We start from the raw sequence: 16,967 nt of genomic DNA, 5'->3' as shown, positions 1-16,967 counted from the left end.
GACTTCACAGTCTGTTACTTCATAGTATTATTTTACTTTCCATGTCCAAATTTTCCAATTGAGATTGGAAAAGTCGTCAATGATAATATTATCCAATTTTGGATTATAACCGACCAGATTATTTTTTGTAAATAAATATGCAATAGCAGACTCATCTTTCACAGTTTCTTGATATTTATCAAAAATAATCTTTCTTTCATTAAATTCTAGTTTATCATTTCCCTCATCAATTAAGTCGCTGAGTCTTGTATCCTTAATGTGTGAAAAGTTTACAGCGCTATCTATAGCAATCATTTCCCGGCTTTCTCCAGGATCCATTGATCCTCCGGAGCCTATTGTTCCGAAATCGTGAACCCCTTTTCTCATATCAGCCATTAATTTTGAAAAATCTGCCTGAAATATTTCTACTTTCAAACCAATTGCTTCCAAGTCTTGAACAATTAAAGCAGATAATCGTTGATTATCCCCTCCTGCTGATGTATAGAATTTTAATGTTGTATCAAATGGAAAATTTTCTTGGATTAAAATTTGTTTTGCTTTTTCTTTATCAAACCAAATACTTACATTTTTGTTGTAATATGGGCTAAGAGGTGAAATAGGTGTTACAATCGGTACTGCCTGCCCTTGATAAAGAGAATTAACATATATATCTCTGTTTAGCGCCATATTTATAGCTTGTCGGACTCTTTTTGTCATATATGGCTTTTGGGTGTTAATAATCAGCATAGTATAGTTTGTTGATGGAACAGAAGTTGTGTTTATATTTTTATCTTCTACAGCTGCACTCCAATCTTGTAAGGGAATAGCTCCCAATACATTTATATCTATATCTTTACTCATTAAGTTAGCCAGCAAACTTGTAGCACCTACAACCCTTATAACTAAACGCTCAATGTCAGGTGCTCCTTGGAAATAGGCTTCGTTTCGGACTAATTCCATCCTTTCACCGCTAATTTCACTTTCATATTTGAATGGACCTGTGCCTATAGCTTTTGCCCATAATTCAGGTGCATTTATTTCTTGTGGAGTTTTTCCTTCAAAAATATGTTTTGGAATAATAAATACCGTGTCTAAATCATTCATAAAACTTCCAAAAAACATAGGTTTTTTAAATTCAAATGTAACTTCGTAATCATTATTTGCATATACTGCTATGGATTTATCTGAAATTTGAACACCTGATGCATCAACACCCTTAATATATTGCAAATGATAACGGCTGAGAGCATCGACTTCCGGATTAGAATACATTTGGAAGCTAAAGACAACATCTGCAGCCGTAAATGGAGTTCCATCATGCCACTTTACGTTTTCTTGTAGTTGAAAAGTAATTGCGGAACTGTCTGCATTCAATTTCCAACTTTTTGCCAATCTCGGTTCATAATCACCGTTTGCCTTTGACATAAACAATCTATCATAGATCTGATCATAAACAAATCTGCTATAATTGCTGTTTGTATTAAGCGGCATCATTGAATCCCATGGTTTTGCAATAGCTACAGAAACAATTTTTTTTGTTTGCACATCTGCAGTTTCAGATTTTCCGCACGCCGATAGAATAATTGCGATTATGAAAAACATAGTACTCATAATCCATCTCATTTTCTTGTTTTCTTTTTTCATTTTAAAACCTTCCTTTTTTATTTTACATGGATCTTTAAACGCGGATCCAAAGCGTCCCTAATTCCATCACCAAAGAAGTTGATGCTTAATACTGTAAGTACGATGCATAATCCGGGAGGAAGCCATACCCAATAATATCTGGATAAGACAGTAATAGATTGAGCATCATACAGCATATTACCCCAACTTGCTTTTGGCGGTTGAACACCCATTCCAAGAAAACTTAAAGCTGACTCACTTAATATTGCTCTTGCAACATTAAATGTAACTGTGATTAAAATTGGAGGAAAAGCATTTGGTAAAATATATTTTAAAATTATTGAAAAATTGGAAGTGCCTATTGATTTTGCTGCTTCAATATATTCTTTTTCCTTTATACTAAGTACATTTGCATATATTAATCTGGCAAATACTGTCCATTGTAAAACTCCCAATACAATGGTAACAGACCATATGGATGGGCCTATTACAGATACTAATACTAAAATTAAAATTATTGAAGGAAAGGATAGGAAAATATCTCCCAATCTCATTATAAATACTTCCCAAATTTTTTTGTAATATCCTGCAATTAATCCTAACGGTACTCCTATGCTAAGCGATATGAAGGTTGAAACAACTCCTACCATTAATGATGTACGGCCTCCATATATTAACCTTGCAAATAAATCTCTCCCTATAGCATCAGTCCCAAGAATATGTGAACTTGTTGGTGCGGAATTAAATGCAGCCGGATCTGATGTGTATGGGTCTAAATTTAGAATAAAGGGTAAAATAATTACTAAAAGTGATAGGAGTAAAAAAAATATTAACCCCGCCATTGCTAATTTATTACTTAATAATTTTTCTACAACTTCATTGAAATAAGTGTTCTTTTTTTCTTCCAATATATTGTCTGAAGAATATATTTTATCTTCTGTTCTCTTTTTTTCCATAATTTACACCTACTTATATGAAATTCTAGGATCGACTAATCCATAAGCTAAATCTGTTATTAAATTTGCAACTAATACAGCGATTGATATATTTACTGTGATACCCATAATTACAGGATAATCTTTAGCGTTAATGGCTTGAACCATTAAAGTTCCTATTCCCGGCCATCCAAAAACTTGCTCTGTAACCACTGCGCCTCCCACCAATGAAGGAATAGACATGCCTACTACTGTTATAATAGGTATGAGAGAATTTTTAAGTGCATGTGTATAATAAACTTGATTTTTTTTTCAGACCTTTTGCTCTTGCGGTAGTGATATAGTCTTCTTGTAATACTTCAAGCATACTGCCCCGCATGTAACGCATCCAACTGCCTATCTGTTGAAATGATAGAACCAAAGTAGGTAAAATCATGTGTTTTAATAGCATAAGAGTGTTTTTTTGTCCGCTTGCATCAAACAGGCCTCCTGACGGAAGAACTCTTAATTTGATTGCAAAAAAATATATTAATATTAACCCCATAAAAAAATTAGGCGTAGCAACTAGAATAAATGAAAAAGCACTACTGGCATGGTCTCTAAAACTATTAGGCTTAGATGCAGAGAAAATTCCTAATGGAATTGAAATCAGTAAGGATAGAATTAATGAAGATCCTGCCAATAAAGCTGTAATACCCATTCTTTCAAAAATCATTTGTGTCACGGGCCTTTGTGATTGAAACGAAAATCCGAGATCCATGTTAAAAAAATTTTTTAGCCATATGAAATACTGAATGAATATAGGTTGATCAAGCCCAAGTGAATTTCTTTTTCTTTCAAGTTCCATTACTGTTATCCTTGGATCAGCCAAGTATGCATCAAGAGGACTTCCGGCCATAGAAAGGATTAAATATGTAAAAAAAGTTATACCAAAAAAAGTGGGAATGGCTATGAGTAATCTTTTAATTACATATTTGAATTTCATATTTTGCCTTCTATAAGTTGTTATAAAAAATACTGATTTTATAAAATTTTTGTTATTAAAACCAGCTAATACTTATGGTAACTGTATTTTCATAATTTGTCAATACTGATTTTTAAATTCATAAAACTAATAATTAAAATATTTAATACATAATACAATAATTTAATTTTCTTTCCTCCCCCTTGACTATATAGATATTTTTTTATATACATTTATCGTGCCTTTTTAAATCTTAGGGGAGAGTATGCTTAACATAAATAATAACACATCAAACATCAAACGGGAAATCCTTGTCCGCATTGCAAAACTTCAGTTTGAAGGGAAACTTGAGGAGGGTGTACACTATATTCCGAGGGAAATGGTTCCGCGAAACAGTACGCCTATAAGATGCTGTATTTTTCATGACAGGGAAATAATGCGGCATCGGGTAATTGCAAGGCTCGGCTGTTCATTAGAAAACTATGATGAAGAGAAGACCTTGGCAGAATTTGCAAAAGAAGCCTTGGAAAGAAAAAAAGCCGACATGGCCCATGCTCACCGTTTTAGATGAAGCCTGTAATGCCTGCGTAAAAAGCAAGTTTATGATAACAAACGCTTGTCAGGCCTGTGTTGCCCGTCCTTGTATGATGAATTGCCCCAAAACTGCAATAGCAATTTCGGGCGGAAGAGCCCGCATCGATGAAGAAAAGTGTATAAACTGCGGTATCTGTTTAAAAAACTGCCCCTACCATGCCGTTATAAAAATTCCCGTTCCTTGTGAAGAATCCTGTCCTGTTGGTGCCATCTCAAAGGACGAAAACGGCAAAGAAAGAATCGACTATCATAAATGTATCTTTTGCGGAAACTGCATGAGGGAATGTCCCTTCGGTGCTATGATGGATAAGGGACAGATTGTGGATGTCATAAAGCATCTAATGAGCGGTAAGAAGGTTTCCGCCCTATATGCTCCTGCTGTTGCTGCCCAGTTTAAGGCCGTTCCCGGGCAGCTTGAATCCGCCTTAAAAAAGGCCGGCTTCAATAAGGTTTGGGAAGTAGCTATAGGAGCCGACATAACGGCCGACCGAGAGGCTTTAGAATTTGAAGAGAGAATGGAGCACGGCCATATCTTAATGACTACCTCCTGCTGCCCCGCCTATGTTAGGGCCGTAAGAAAACACGTTCCTGCCCTTGTTCCCTGTATTTCGGATACGAGAAGCCCGATGCACTATACTGCCGAGTTGGCAAAAAAAGAAGACCCGGACTGTGTTACAGTCTTTATAGGCCCCTGCCTTGCAAAGAGGAGGGAGGGCTTGGAAGATGAGTTTGTTGACTATGTCTTGTCGATAGAAGAATTGGGAGCCTTGCTGACCGCCAAGGAGATAGACATTACCAAGGAAGATGCCCTGCCCGGAACAATAACGCCGACCTCGTCGGGAAGGGGCTTTGCAGCCTCAGGCGGAGTTGCAGAAGCTGTAAGAGTCCGCCTTAAAAGACCTGAAAACCTTCGGCCCGTACTTATAAACGGCCTTAACAAGGAAGGAATGAAACAGCTTGCCTCCTATGGAAAGATTCAAAGCGGAGAGCTTTCTCACGATTCTTCTACGCCCAACCTTGTAGAAGTCATGGCCTGCGAAGGAGGCTGTATAGGCGGTCCTTCGGTTATCACAAACCAAAAACTCGCCGCAAGCCAGCTAAAAAAATACGCAGAAGAAGGTCTTTCGTATTCGGGAGAAAAAGAGTAGCCTGTTTATTTTCCGGCAGCCTTGAATTGTCAGTTTCGTATTTTTTTGATATAATACAAGCATGAGTACAATAAGAAAAATGCCCATAGGCGTTCAAAGTTTTGAGGTTATACGAAAAGACGATTTTATTTATATCGATAAAACAGAAATCATTTGGAGACTAATAAGTGAGAGCCGTGTTCATTTTTTAAGCCGGCCGCGCCGTTTCGGGAAGAGTCTTTTGCTTTCAACTTTTAAGGCTTATTTTCTCGGCCAAAAAGAGCTCTTTAAGGGCTTAGCCATTGAGAAACTTGAAGAAGCTGAAAAGGGTAAAAGAGAAATTTGGCAGGTATATCCCGTACTCTATTTGGATTTTAACATAGGCATCTACGATACAAGTGAAGGGCTTTTAAACAGACTTGATTCTTTTTTAAAAGAGTATGAAAATATATACGGAAGTACCGGCCTTGATCTCCCTGACCGCTTTCAAAATTTGATAAGGACTGCCCACGAAAAAACAGGCAGGCAGGCCGTCATCCTCATCGACGAATACGATAAGCCCCTCCTTCAAACTATGTGGAAGGATGAAGCCTTAAACGAAATCTACCGCACAATATTGAAGGGCTTTTACGGCGTTATAAAAAGCGCCGATCAATATATCCGCTTTGCCTTTTTAACGGGAGTAACGAAGTTCAGTAAGGTAAGCATATTCAGCGATCTAAACAATCTGCGTGATTTAAGCCTTTTGCATGATTATTCGGCTGTCTGCGGAATTTCGCAAGAAGAACTTGAAGCGGATTTTCAGCCTGAAATTTCTACCCTTGCCGAAAAAAATAATTTGACTTATGAGGAAGCTCTTGCAAAATTAAAGCAAAGATATGACGGTTATAAATTTTCCGAGAACGGAAAAAATATGTACAACCCTTTCAGTCTTTTGAATGTTTTTGCGGACAGTACGATGAGAAGCTATTGGTTTGCAACAGGAACGCCGACCTTCTTGGTCGACTATTTAAAAAAAGCTTATTACAATATTCCGGATTTGGACGGAAATGTTCATCTGGACGAACATGGACTTAACGATTATCGAGCAGATCCGATTCTTCCGATACCGATACTTTTTCAATCGGGGTATTTGACAATTAAAAGCTACAATGAGTTTTCGCGTCTTTATTGCTTAGGCTTCCCTAACGACGAGGTGCGTTACGGCTTTTTGCATAACCTGATGCCGGCTTACACCTCGATAAGACCCGACAAAACAGGGCTTTCAATCTGGGAATTCTACGAACAAATTGAGGCAGGAGATGTAGACGGTTTTATGCAAAAGATGAAGGGAATAATTTCAGGCATACCTTACGATAATTTAACCGAAAAAGATTTAGCCCTCCGTGAACAAAATTATCAGACAGCCGTTTATCTTGTATTCGCTCTTATGAACCAATTTGTACACACTGAAGTTCATTGTGCAACAGGAAGGGCTGACTGTGTTGTAGAATTCAAAGATAAGGTTTATATCTTCGAGTTTAAACTTAGTGCAAACGGTACAGCAGAAGACGCTGCAGCAAACAATGCTGCAGCAAACAATGCCGTAAAACAAATCAAAGAGAAAAACTATGCAGGTAAATATTCGGGCAGCGGTAAAAAAATCATAGCCGTTGGTTCAAGCTTTGATGAAGAAAAAAGGACTATTGCAGAGTGGCAAATTGAGATTTTGTAAAGCTCGCTTTAGTTTTTATTAAATAGTTCTATATATAATTTTACAATATTTTTTCATATTTAAAAATCAAGATTTGATGATTCTTAGCCGTCTGTGTAAGTGGGGTATGAAGAAGTTTTTTGATCCAAGGCCAGAGAATAAGCAAAATCCGAATACTTATCAAAGTCTCTTTTATCGAGGTATTGTAACATTTGGATTTTCATACACAGCCCTTTCCCCTCCGATTAGTTTGGGGCGGCTTTTGAGGGCTGTGAGTCTTGCCGAGCCTATGTACTTGGTTTTAAGCCTTACGGGGACTTGCACAAACCTTACATGCATTCCTATTTCGGTGTCTCCTATGTCCATTCCTGCATGGGCTCTTACGTGCTCTATCATGACTGGGGACTTAAAAAGAGTGTAGGCCGCGAGGGAGGCGGCTCCTCCTGCGTGAAGGGCCGGAACTACCGACACCTCCTCAAAGCCGTATTTTTCTTGTGCCTCCTTTTCGATGACGAGGGCACGGTTTATGTGCTCGCAGCCTTGAACGGCCAAAAAGATTCCCTTGGGTTCAAGGATTGAAAGCAGGGCGGAAACTATTGTCTTTCCGGCTTCTTCATTTGAGGCCTTTCCGATAACTCCTCCCGAAACCTCGCTTGTGCTGCAGCCGAGGACCAGAATGTCCCCGGCTTTTAAGGACGAGGCTTCAAGGAGCTCGGTTAAGGCGGCTAGAGTTTCTTCTCTTATTTTTTCTAAATCGATCCCGCTCATATTTTCCTCACTTAATCTTTGTTAAAGTAAGCCCATTAAAGTTTAAGGCCTGCCTTTCCGCAAGTTTTTCCGATTTCGTAAATTGCCGAGCCTGCCATTTCCTTTTCAAAGGCTGAACGGTTTTCTTCTGCAATTTCTACAAGGAGGCAGCCTGTGGTTTCTCCAAAGAGGCTTGCAATCTTTGAAGCTCCCAGTTTTATGTGAAAGTCACTGCTCAGCTCGGCTCCTATTCCGCTTAAACACATTTCGTAGAGGGCGGCAGCCAAGCCTCCTTCGCTCAAGTCGTGGCATGAAAGCACCAAGCCCCTCATTATGCTTGAGTGAAGTTTTTTATAAAGCTCAGCCGCTTCTTTTTTTAAAGGGAGGAACGGCACCGCTTTCTCCTTGAGGAATGCCGAAAAGTTCTGCAAAGACCGAGCCGCCGAAAGAAAATTGGGGCTTACCCACAAGGTAGATACTTGAGCCTTCTTTTTTTAAATCGGAACCGGGAACCTTTCCTATGTCGGGAACTATTCCCATCGCAGATATTAAAAGCGAGGGCGGAATCGAAACCCTCTCTCCCTCCGAAGTGAGGTACTCGTTATTAAAGGAGTCCTTCCCCGAAATAAATGGGGTCTTAAAAACAAGAGCCGTGTCGTAGCAGGAGCGTGCCATTTCTATCAGAGCCCACATGGTTTCGGGTCGGTTGGGGTCGCCTAAGCAAAAGTTATCGAGGATGGCGGTTTTTTCGGGGTCAGCTCCGGCTGCAACGGCATTTCGGACAGCTTCGTCTATCGCACTTGCTGCAGCTGCATAAGGATCCAAGAGCCCCTGCCTCGGATTTAAGGCATTCGAGATTGCAACGGCTTTTTTTCCTTCCGTTTCCATAGGTTTTATAACGGCTGCATCCTGAGGAACATTTCCTTCGGGGCCGTCATAGGGACGGAGGATTGTGCCGCCTTGAACCTCATGGTCGTAAAGCCTTACTATATCTTCCTTTGAATTTACGGCGTGGTGATTTACCACAGCCTTTAAAGCCTCGTTTAGATCAGGCTCCTTGTATTCGGGATATTTTATAAGAGCCCTTCCTTCTTTGGGAGGAGCCGCTTTGAGCTTTCTTTGCGGCGGGCCCGAATGTAAAAAGCCGCATGAAAGATTTATTATTTCCTTTTCGCTGAAGCGCACCTTTAAAACTGCATCTCCGGTAAAACGGCCGAGGTCGGTTAATTCCACATCGTTTGCATCGCAAAGCTTTTGCAAGGTTTCGAGTTTGTCATGAGGAACGGCGATGACCATTCTTTCTTGAGCCTCCGAAAGCCATAGCTCCCAGGGAGCAAGACCCTGATATTTTACGGGGATTCTCGCAAGGTCTACATCGCAGCCGAGGGTAGAGGCCATCTCTCCTACGGCAGAAGAATAACCTCCTGCTCCGCAGTCTGTAATTGCAGAATAGAGCCCCTGATCTCGGGCATCGATGAGTACTTCTGCAACCTTTTTTTGAATTATGGGCTCGCCTATTTGAACGGAGGAGCCAGCAAAATCGCCTGTGCTTGCATCCATAACCATCGAAGAAAAGGTAGCTCCCCTAAGACCGTCTCGTCCGGTTTTTCCGCCTAAAGAAACAATGTGATCCCCTGCCGAGGGCTTTGTGCGGTGTTTACCTCTGGGGGCGATACCTGCACATCCGCAGTAGACTAGCGGGTTTGAAGCGTAGGCTTCGTGGTAGTGAACGCTTCCGTTTACGGTCGGAATGCCCATCTTGTTTCCGTAGTCCTTAACTCCTTCGATGACACCTGAAATTATGCGCTTAGGATGAAGGGTTCCCTTGGGAACATTTTCTGCCGGAGTGTCGGGATGGCCGAAACAGAGAACATCGGTTACGGCAAAGGGGCGGGCCGAAACGCCCATAACGTCCCTTATAACGCCGCCGACTCCCGTGTTAGCTCCTCCGAAGGGCTCAATGGCAGAAGGATGGTTATGAGTTTCTGCCTTAAAGGAAACTTCGTATTTGTCGTCAAATTCGATTATACCGGCATTGTCCACAAATGAAGAAAGAACCCAAGGGGCATTAATGTCGTCGGTGGCTTTTTTGATATAGGTTTTAATTATGCTGTTTACGCAAAGATCGGGGTAGGCTTTTTTTTGCTCATCGTTGAGAGATGCCCCGTCAATGTCTATTTTTGCCTTAAAGGTTTTATGAACGCAGTGCTCGCTCCAAGTTTGGGCTATCATTTCAAATTCCGCATCGGTGCAAGGCCTTTTTTCTTCCTTGTAGTACTCGCGGATAGCCCTCATCTCGTGGATATCCAGAGCTGCCCGTCTTTCGTTTGAAAGAGCTAAAAGTTCCTCATCGCTCATGGAGGCTATGTCTATGGTTTCAACGCTTGTGTTAGGCCCGTTTTTTCCGTCATGTTCATTGGCCCATGCCGGTTCTACAAAGCCTATTTTATACTGCTCTATAACGTCATTGCATAAAAGACTTTTTGCAATCTTTTCTATTTCGGCTTCGGTAAGCTCTCCCCGAATTTCGTAGGCTTTTCCGCTGGTAATTTCTTCAACGCCGTGAATGCCGAGTTCTTTTACAGCCCTCAAGGCCTCGCGTGAAGATGAGTCCGTAACTCCCGGCTTTAAGGCTGTTTCGATATGGAAAAGATTACTTTTTTCTTCTATCATAAAGTCTTCGGTTTGGCTATACTCGTAAAGCTCATCGCAAAACAAGAAGTCGGCTAAGGTCTTCTTTTCTTCATTTGAAAGATTCCCGCGTACAAAATAAAGGTTTTCCGTACTTATTTCTTTAACGGTCTTAAAGCCCAGAACATGGGCCTGCTTTAAGAGCTCCTCATTTTTGGGCATTTGAAAGTGTAAGTCCTTCTTACTTTTAACACAAAATCGGTAAATATTCATAGACAACCTCTTAAGTTCCGATGGATTTTAAATTAAGTATACTTGAAGATGGGGAAAAAATTCAAGATAGGGGGGAGAGGCGAGATCGGGATTTAACCTTTTAGACATAGTTATAACCTTGTTTTTTTCTTGAAACTGAACTATAATTCTTTAAGAAAAAATGTCAACTTTTTATTAAAATAAACTATATACTAACATTATGCTTTTATAAAATTATAGCATTTTAAAGAGGTTTATATATGAAGATTATTTTCACGACGATTCCTATGAAGGACAAAATCGAAAAACTTAAGTATCCGGTTCAAGGGTACAAGGATTTGGAATATGAGCATCCCGTAATATTCCCTGTAAATGCCGTTCTTGCAAAAACCTTGCAAAAAGGAGAGCGGGTTAAGGTTGTTCAGCTGATGAATGATTCGGGTTCAAGTAAAAAAAATGCAGAAATTTTTAAGACTGAACTTAAAGCTCTAAATGATAAAATAGGAGCTGACATTTCTTTTTTTGATGTGATCGAAGCCTTTGAAGAAAGCAAGGAAAAACACGAAAGCCGATTTAGAAAGCTGCTCGATTATCTTGAGCCTGATGCAAAAATAATTGCCGATATCACCTTCGGTCAAAAGACCTTGCCTATAGTACTTTTTTGCGTTTTAAATTTTGCCGAAAAATTTTTTAATGCCGAAATAAAACACATCATCTATGGGAAGGCTGAGTTTGAAAACGGAGAAATTAAAAAGGACAGTCAATGTATTTTTGATTTAACTCCTCTTTATTATTTAAATACTTTGACATCGGCTATGGAAGCTCCTGACGGAAAATCTGCAATAAAAACTATAGATAAATTCTTTGCTCTGTAGGAGTGTTTTTTAATGAGAGCAAGCAAAGAGAAAAAAGAAAATTTCGAGGCAGAAATTAAATACTTAGCAGACGAGTTTTTCTCAATTCCAAAAGAAGATAACTCTATTGCTTCAAAACGCAACACTTTAAAAGGAAAACTTTGGATTGCGTTATGGAGGTATTATAAAGAGATTCAATATACCAGAGTGGAACATGATGGTGAAATAACAGCCGAAAAGTACAGTAATGTCATAAATACTACAATAGCAAAAGTTATGGAAGCGTATAAGATTGAAAAAGAAACGCCTTTTTTACATTATGTTAATGCAGCCGTTAAAAATGAAATTTCACAGGAAAGACAAAAAAACTATTTACACGGATTAAAGGTACCGCAAAAAATATTCCGGCAATGGAATAAACTTGAGCAGATTGCACAATCACGCGGAATTGATAGCAGTAATATACAAAAAATGCGGGAGCTTGGTTTCATGCTCCATTATTCCGAAGACATATTGGAGCAAGTTTTGGACTTCGGGAAAGTGAAGATTATTCTCGGTACAATCACCCGTGACGGTAAAGAAGGTAGTGTATTTGATGGGCTGGAATCGGATATGAGCAATCCTGAAAAAGAATTTGAAAAAAAAGAAGTGATAGAAACCTCCGTTTATCAATTCCGCATTATTGATGAAATTTTTAAGAAAAAGCAGGAACGGGTAAAAAAATATTTATCGGCCCTTCTTACCTTTGAATTCTTTTCTGCACTCGATGCCTTAAATAAGATGATCGGTCAAAAGCAGAATTTTTCTTTTGTAGATTTAGAATTATATGCTGAGTTGGAGGAAATTGAAGTCAAAGGTTTCAAAGTACCGGCAAAACAGGATATTGCAGCCCGCTTCAAAAGAGATAAAACCGATGCAAGCAGAACTTTAAAAAACTTTTTAAAAGAAATAGAAGAAAAAGTGTCAACTTTGTGATAGAATGCAGTATAAAAATATGATAAAAATTTGCCGATACTATAAAATTTTATTATATTGATTAAATCTAAAATTGAGGAGGGTGCATGGAAAGTAATGATAGAATTGATAAGCATAAAACTTTTAACATACTTTCTATAGATGGCGGCGGTATTTTAGGTTTATATTCTGCTGAGCTATTAAATCTCATTGAAAAAGAACTATTTAAAAACAATAAAACATTTTCTGATAAATTTAACTTGATAGCAGGTACTTCAACCGGCGGTATTATCGCATTGGCTCTTGCATTAGGTTGCTCCCCGGCTCAAATATCCGAACTTTATAAATTTCATGGAGAAAAAATATTTCATAAATCTTATTTCAACTGTCTTTTTAAAAATTGGATAATCACAAATAGATACTCTTCTATTCCGTTACAAAATGCTCTTACCGAATTTTTTGGTGATAGAACTGTAAAGGATTGTAAAACAAATATTTGCATTCCGGCAATTGATGTATCTAATTGTCAGCCCATTATTTTTAAAACAAATCATAACGGAAATTTGACACGGGATATTGATGTAAAATTAGCAGATATTGCTCTTGCAACGTCTGCAGCTCCTACCTATTTCCCCTTGCATAGGTTCGGGTATTATCGCGGCTTAGCTGATGGAGGATTATGGCAAAACAATCCTGCACTATTTGCGGTAATAGAGGCGTGTACTTATTTTGTGGGAGAAGATAAAGCGTATGATAGTATAAATATACTTTCGATTGGCAATCCCTTATCTGCGATAAAAGAAACCGTTTCTGTAGAAACAAGAAAATCAGGTTTAATAAAATGGGCAGCAAAAATGGTTACCATGCCGATGAAAATATCTTCTTTTGGTGTACATAATATTATAAATTTCCTTTCTAAAAATGAAGCTCTGTTCATCAATAAATATTTACGTATTGAAAGTGAAAATTTACCGGATAAACCGGAATGTAAAAAACTATCTTTAGATTCTGCCAATAGGAAAACATATAGATTGTTATCGGAATTAAGTTTTAATGATTTCAACAAAAATAAAACAAATATAATTAATTTTTTTAAGGAGTAATGTATGGCAAATTTACATCAGGCATTTATTGATTTTGGCAAAACCGTTAAGCTCACCGAAGCTAAAAAAACCGATATTCGGCGAAGGCGTGATGTTGTCCGCAATAAAATACGGGTATTTTTTAAAGATGAATTGAAATACAACCAGCCGAAATTTCAATCACAAGGTTCCTTTACCATAAATACCGCCCTAAATCCGATTAACGGAAATGAGGTTGATATTGATGACGGAATTTACTTACAGCATGTTTCACAAAATGAAAATGAATGGCCGTCTCCTAAAGAAGCTCATAGGCTCATTGTTGAAGCACTTGAAGATCATACAAAAGATGGGTGTGAAGACAAAACATCTTGTGTAAGACTTATTTATTCAAATGACTTTCACATAGACTTTCCCATTTATATTATGAAAAACGAACATGCAAGATTGGCTAATACAAAAACCAATACATGGATTGAAAGTGATTCAAAAGATTTTAAAGACTGGTTTTATGCAAATAGAAAAAGTGAGCAAACAAACCGCATTATACGTTACCTAAAGTCGTGGAGAGATTTTACTAAAGCAGATTTTACCAGCATAGAATTAACAATCTTAGTCGTAAATAATTTTTACGGCGATGATCGTGATGATATAGCATTGTATCAAACATTGGAAAAATGTCTAAAAGCTCTTAATACAAACAGAGGAGTCAAGAAACCTGTTTCTCCATACGAAGATTTATGGGAGAATTATTCTGAATCAACGAAAAATATTTTAATACAAAAACTTTCTAAGCTTATGAATGATATAGAAACCGCAATCAATAATCACTCCGATAATCGAGCATCAATTATCATGCGGGAACAGTTTGGAGATAGATTCCCTAAGCTGAATGATAAAACTGCTACTCCTATTAAAGAATTTAGTATAGGAGCAAAACCGTGGCAATTATAGACGAAAGTATCGATTTTATACATCAGACATTTCCTGAAGTTTCCATATATCAAGAAGCCTCATCTGTAATTTTTGAAGGACGCTTTATTTTACGCGGCAGATATAAGGACTTTATTATGGAAGCAGCTCCGCGATTAAAGCTGGTGATGGATCATAATTATCCGCATGTATTACCGAAAGTTTTTGATGTGGACGATGCTGTTAAATATGATCACAAATTTCAAGATAACTCTCTCTGTCTTGCAACGCCCATAGATATTAGACTCAGATTACTATCTTCAAAAAATATTTCTGATTACATTGATGATTTTTTAATCCCCTATTTTATTTCTTATAAATATTGGGAACAATCCGGTAAAAAGATTGATATTTATGGAGACCGTAGTCACGGTAAAAAAGGAATTATTGAATCTCTCGCTGATTTTTTTAATCTTGATTGTAACGATGAAATTACAATACGGCTATTGTTTTCATGGGCTGCCAAGGTAAATAAATTTAAAAAATTGATTCCAAAGGAAAAACAATATGGTTTTATACAGAAATACAGTAATCAAATCTCAAAATTACGGAAATTAGGAATGATGGAATTAAAAAGATATTATAAATGTTTCATAAAAGTGTCAACTTTGTGATAGAATGCAGTATATTATATATATAACATTAAGAATAAGGAGATTACATGAACTATACAAAAGAAGAAGTAATTGAAAAGATTAACAAATCATTTTATGAATTAAAAGAAAAAATACCTGAAGGTGATATTTTGATAAATCGGGTGATTGAAAATGCCGGATTTAAAGGTGAAGAAAAAAATGAAATACTGGAATTATTTAGCGTAAATAAATATGCAGAGTTACTTCAAACACTTGAAAAATTTGAAGTATATACTCCTACCGGAAAAACAGATAAGGCTGTTAGAGAAAAAAAATCGGAAGAAAATATACATACTGCGGCAGATGGGGAAAAACCTATGGAAGATTTGCATAAAAGAATGGAAATATTGTTGAAGTTTTTAAATTCCGGTTTGTACGAAAAAGAAGAAGCGGTACGGCTTGCCCTGCTTTCAATTATTGCCGGTGAAAATATCTTTTTGTTGGGGCCTCCGGGAGTAGCTAAAAGTATGATTGCCCGAAAACTGACTCATATTTTAAAGGAAGATTCAAACGGCAAATCTGCATATTTTGAATATCTTTTAAACGAGTTCAGCACACCCGATGAGTTATTCGGTGCCGTTTCTCTTAAAGCCCTTGAAAATGATGACTACAAACGTAATTCCGAAGGTTTTTTACCTAAAGCGGTAATAGCCTTTCTTGATGAAATATGGAAAGCAGGACCTGCAATTTTAAATACTCTTCTTTCAATTACGAATGAAAAAAAATTTCACAACGGCAAAACAGTGGAATCGGTTCCGCTTAAAGGACTGCTTGCCGCATCAAATGAACTGCCGGCAAAGGGGAAAGGCCTCGAAGCCTTGTGGGATAGATTTGTAGTTAGAATTCTGGTAGAGCCTATCCATTCTGAAAATAGCTTTTTTACAATGATTACCAGCAGTTCCGCTGATACGGATGAAGCAGCTTTTGATGAAACCGTAAAAGCTCAATGTATTTCAGAAGAGGAGTTAAAGGAATTGAGACAGCTGATTGATTTAGTTGAAGTTCCTGAAAGTGTTAAATCAATTATTTCTGCAATCCGTAAAGAACTAATTCATAAAAATGCAGATACTCAGCGAGCCGATGAAGAAAAGTATTATATTTCTGACCGCCGCTGGAAAAGGATCATTCGCCTTTTACGCACCTGTGCTCTTTTAAACGGCAGAAATTTCGTAGACATAATGGATGCAAGTCTTATAGCAGATTGTATTTGGAGTACGGAAAAACAAAAAGAAGAGGTAACAAAAATTGTTCAGAAGCTGATCGGAGAATACGGCTTGGAGTGCAATACCGCCGTTGATGACATCAATGACCAAATAAAAGCATTCGACAATAAAATTTCTCAAACTTGGTATGAAAAAAAAGAAACAATAGCTCAAAAAGCAGGGCCTATTATTGTAAAAGAACCTGATTCCAATGACGAATATTATGAAGTAAAAGATGACGATGGTAATATGTACTACTTTGCTGTAAATCGATACGATGGAAACTATGGAGATCGGCATTATTATTATAATACAAATTGGAATTCACGCCGTATAGCAGAGAGGGTAAGTATCTCAGAAGATCAAAAAACAATTACATCTAATTATGGAATCTTTACTATCCAATGGACTGAGGAAATCAAAGGTAAATCCAAGTTACAAAAAAATAAGGTTTTATTTGATACACTGGCTGTATATACCGCAACAAAAGAAAAATTCGATAAGGAAGATTATCAGCCCATTGCAGATTCCATAAAAGAAGAAAAAGAAAAACTTGCAGCATATAAAACGGAGCAAGAGATTCCTTTTAAAGCCAATCTTTTTGCAGACCCTGAAATCGCCGATATTATCTTTGCAAAAATAGATTCGGCAATGGAAGAACTTGAAGATGCACAAGTTGTACTGGATAAAGCTCAAAACAGGTATACAAAATAGGATATGCTG

Annotated in this window: 14 protein-coding genes and 1 pseudogene; 8 read left to right on the top strand and 7 right to left on the bottom strand. The window is 37.8% G+C overall.

The window, feature by feature from the left end; translation table 11 throughout:
- Positions 1-27: 27 nt before the first annotated feature.
- From E4O00_RS07685 to E4O00_RS07670, 4 genes are read right to left on the bottom strand one after another with little or no spacing between them, the layout of a single operon-like run.
- Entirely contained in the window at positions 28-1,623 is a 1,596-nt protein-coding gene (locus E4O00_RS07685) for an ABC transporter substrate-binding protein (protein ID WP_253676798.1), read from the bottom strand.
- 17 nt (positions 1,624-1,640) lie between these two features.
- A complete protein-coding gene (locus tag E4O00_RS07680; RefSeq protein WP_253676796.1) occupies positions 1,641-2,558 on the bottom strand; it encodes an ABC transporter permease in 918 nt (305 codons plus the stop codon).
- 9 nt (positions 2,559-2,567) lie between these two features.
- Positions 2,568-2,795: an ABC transporter permease subunit gene (locus E4O00_RS07675; protein ID WP_253679676.1), complete on the bottom strand. Its 228-nt coding sequence runs from the start codon at positions 2,793-2,795 to the stop codon at positions 2,568-2,570.
- 19 nt (positions 2,796-2,814) lie between these two features.
- On the bottom strand, positions 2,815-3,522 hold the full coding sequence (locus E4O00_RS07670; protein WP_253676794.1) for an ABC transporter permease: 708 nt from the start codon (positions 3,520-3,522) through the stop codon (positions 2,815-2,817).
- 244 nt (positions 3,523-3,766) lie between these two features.
- Between E4O00_RS07670 and E4O00_RS07665 the strand changes: the two are divergent.
- Both E4O00_RS07665 and E4O00_RS07660 read left to right on the top strand, forming a co-directional pair.
- A pseudogene (locus E4O00_RS07665) lies at positions 3,767-5,243 on the top strand (4Fe-4S dicluster domain-containing protein).
- A gap of 61 nt (positions 5,244-5,304) precedes the next feature.
- A complete protein-coding gene (locus tag E4O00_RS07660) occupies positions 5,305-6,936 on the top strand; it encodes an ATP-binding protein (RefSeq protein WP_253676793.1) in 1,632 nt (543 codons plus the stop codon).
- 171 nt (positions 6,937-7,107) lie between these two features.
- On the opposite strand, the gene E4O00_RS07655 is transcribed toward E4O00_RS07660, so the two are convergent.
- Genes E4O00_RS07655 through E4O00_RS07645 form a run of 3 tightly spaced genes read right to left on the bottom strand, consistent with a single transcriptional unit; the run spans position 7,108 to position 10,515 of the window.
- Complete coding sequence (locus tag E4O00_RS07655; protein WP_253676791.1) at positions 7,108-7,683, bottom strand: TIGR01440 family protein; 576 nt, start codon at positions 7,681-7,683, stop codon at positions 7,108-7,110.
- A gap of 35 nt (positions 7,684-7,718) precedes the next feature.
- Positions 7,719-8,057 (bottom strand): AIR synthase-related protein, encoded by a 339-nt coding sequence (locus E4O00_RS07650; protein ID WP_253676789.1) that lies wholly within the window; start codon positions 8,055-8,057, stop codon positions 7,719-7,721.
- The gene (locus tag E4O00_RS07645; protein WP_253676787.1) at positions 8,023-10,515 is read right to left on the bottom strand and encodes a phosphoribosylformylglycinamidine synthase subunit PurS; all 2,493 of its coding nucleotides are present in this window, start codon (positions 10,513-10,515) and stop codon (positions 8,023-8,025) included. The genes E4O00_RS07650 and E4O00_RS07645 overlap by 35 nt, the downstream gene beginning before the upstream one ends.
- A 290-nt stretch (positions 10,516-10,805) precedes the next feature.
- On the opposite strand from E4O00_RS07645, the gene E4O00_RS07640 reads away from it, so the two are divergent.
- The 6 genes from E4O00_RS07640 (at position 10,806) to E4O00_RS07615 (ending at position 16,958) form a co-directional block, all read left to right on the top strand.
- The gene (locus E4O00_RS07640) at positions 10,806-11,420 is read left to right on the top strand and encodes a TM1812 family CRISPR-associated protein (RefSeq protein WP_253676786.1); all 615 of its coding nucleotides are present in this window, start codon (positions 10,806-10,808) and stop codon (positions 11,418-11,420) included.
- A 12-nt stretch (positions 11,421-11,432) separates the two neighbouring features.
- Positions 11,433-12,374 (top strand): hypothetical protein, encoded by a 942-nt coding sequence (locus tag E4O00_RS07635; RefSeq protein WP_253676784.1) that lies wholly within the window; start codon positions 11,433-11,435, stop codon positions 12,372-12,374.
- Positions 12,375-12,460: 86 nt separating this feature from the next.
- Positions 12,461-13,456, top strand: a complete 996-nt coding sequence (locus E4O00_RS07630; RefSeq protein ID WP_253676782.1) for a CBASS cGAMP-activated phospholipase — start codon at positions 12,461-12,463, stop codon at positions 13,454-13,456.
- A gap of 3 nt (positions 13,457-13,459) precedes the next feature.
- Positions 13,460-14,389 (top strand): cyclic GMP-AMP synthase DncV-like nucleotidyltransferase, encoded by a 930-nt coding sequence (locus E4O00_RS07625; protein WP_253676781.1) that lies wholly within the window; start codon positions 13,460-13,462, stop codon positions 14,387-14,389.
- On the top strand, positions 14,377-15,021 hold the full coding sequence (locus tag E4O00_RS07620; RefSeq protein ID WP_253676780.1) for a hypothetical protein: 645 nt from the start codon (positions 14,377-14,379) through the stop codon (positions 15,019-15,021). Before E4O00_RS07625 ends, E4O00_RS07620 begins: the two co-directional genes overlap by 13 nt.
- A 47-nt stretch (positions 15,022-15,068) precedes the next feature.
- The gene (locus tag E4O00_RS07615) at positions 15,069-16,958 is read left to right on the top strand and encodes an AAA family ATPase (RefSeq protein ID WP_253676778.1); all 1,890 of its coding nucleotides are present in this window, start codon (positions 15,069-15,071) and stop codon (positions 16,956-16,958) included.
- The last annotated feature ends 9 nt before the right edge of the window (positions 16,959-16,967 follow it).

The organism is Treponema sp. OMZ 788 (genome assembly GCF_024181245.1).
Lineage (GTDB): Bacteria > Spirochaetota > Spirochaetia > Treponematales > Treponemataceae > Treponema_B.
The sequence above is the reverse complement of the archived record's forward strand: the minus strand, read 5'-3'. Positions and strand labels throughout refer to the sequence as shown.

Excerpts from the sequence above, each read along its gene's own strand:
- E4O00_RS07645 (WP_253676787.1), bottom strand. The coding sequence starts at position 10,515 with ATGCCCAAAAATGAGGAGCTCTTAAAGCAGGCCCATGTTCTGGGCTTT.
- E4O00_RS07685 (WP_253676798.1), bottom strand. The coding sequence starts at position 1,623 with ATGAAAAAAGAAAACAAGAAAATGAGATGGATTATGAGTACTATGTTT.
- E4O00_RS07670 (WP_253676794.1), bottom strand. The coding sequence starts at position 3,522 with ATGAAATTCAAATATGTAATTAAAAGATTACTCATAGCCATTCCCACT.
- E4O00_RS07660 (WP_253676793.1), top strand. The coding sequence starts at position 5,305 with ATGAGTACAATAAGAAAAATGCCCATAGGCGTTCAAAGTTTTGAGGTT.
- E4O00_RS07640 (WP_253676786.1), top strand. The coding sequence starts at position 10,806 with ATGAAGATTATTTTCACGACGATTCCTATGAAGGACAAAATCGAAAAA.
- E4O00_RS07635 (WP_253676784.1), top strand. The coding sequence starts at position 11,433 with ATGAGAGCAAGCAAAGAGAAAAAAGAAAATTTCGAGGCAGAAATTAAA.
- E4O00_RS07630 (WP_253676782.1), top strand. The coding sequence starts at position 12,461 with ATGGAAAGTAATGATAGAATTGATAAGCATAAAACTTTTAACATACTT.
- E4O00_RS07625 (WP_253676781.1), top strand. The coding sequence starts at position 13,460 with ATGGCAAATTTACATCAGGCATTTATTGATTTTGGCAAAACCGTTAAG.
- E4O00_RS07615 (WP_253676778.1), top strand. The coding sequence starts at position 15,069 with ATGAACTATACAAAAGAAGAAGTAATTGAAAAGATTAACAAATCATTT.
- E4O00_RS07655 (WP_253676791.1), bottom strand. The coding sequence starts at position 7,683 with ATGAGCGGGATCGATTTAGAAAAAATAAGAGAAGAAACTCTAGCCGCC.
- E4O00_RS07680 (WP_253676796.1), bottom strand. The coding sequence starts at position 2,558 with ATGGAAAAAAAGAGAACAGAAGATAAAATATATTCTTCAGACAATATA.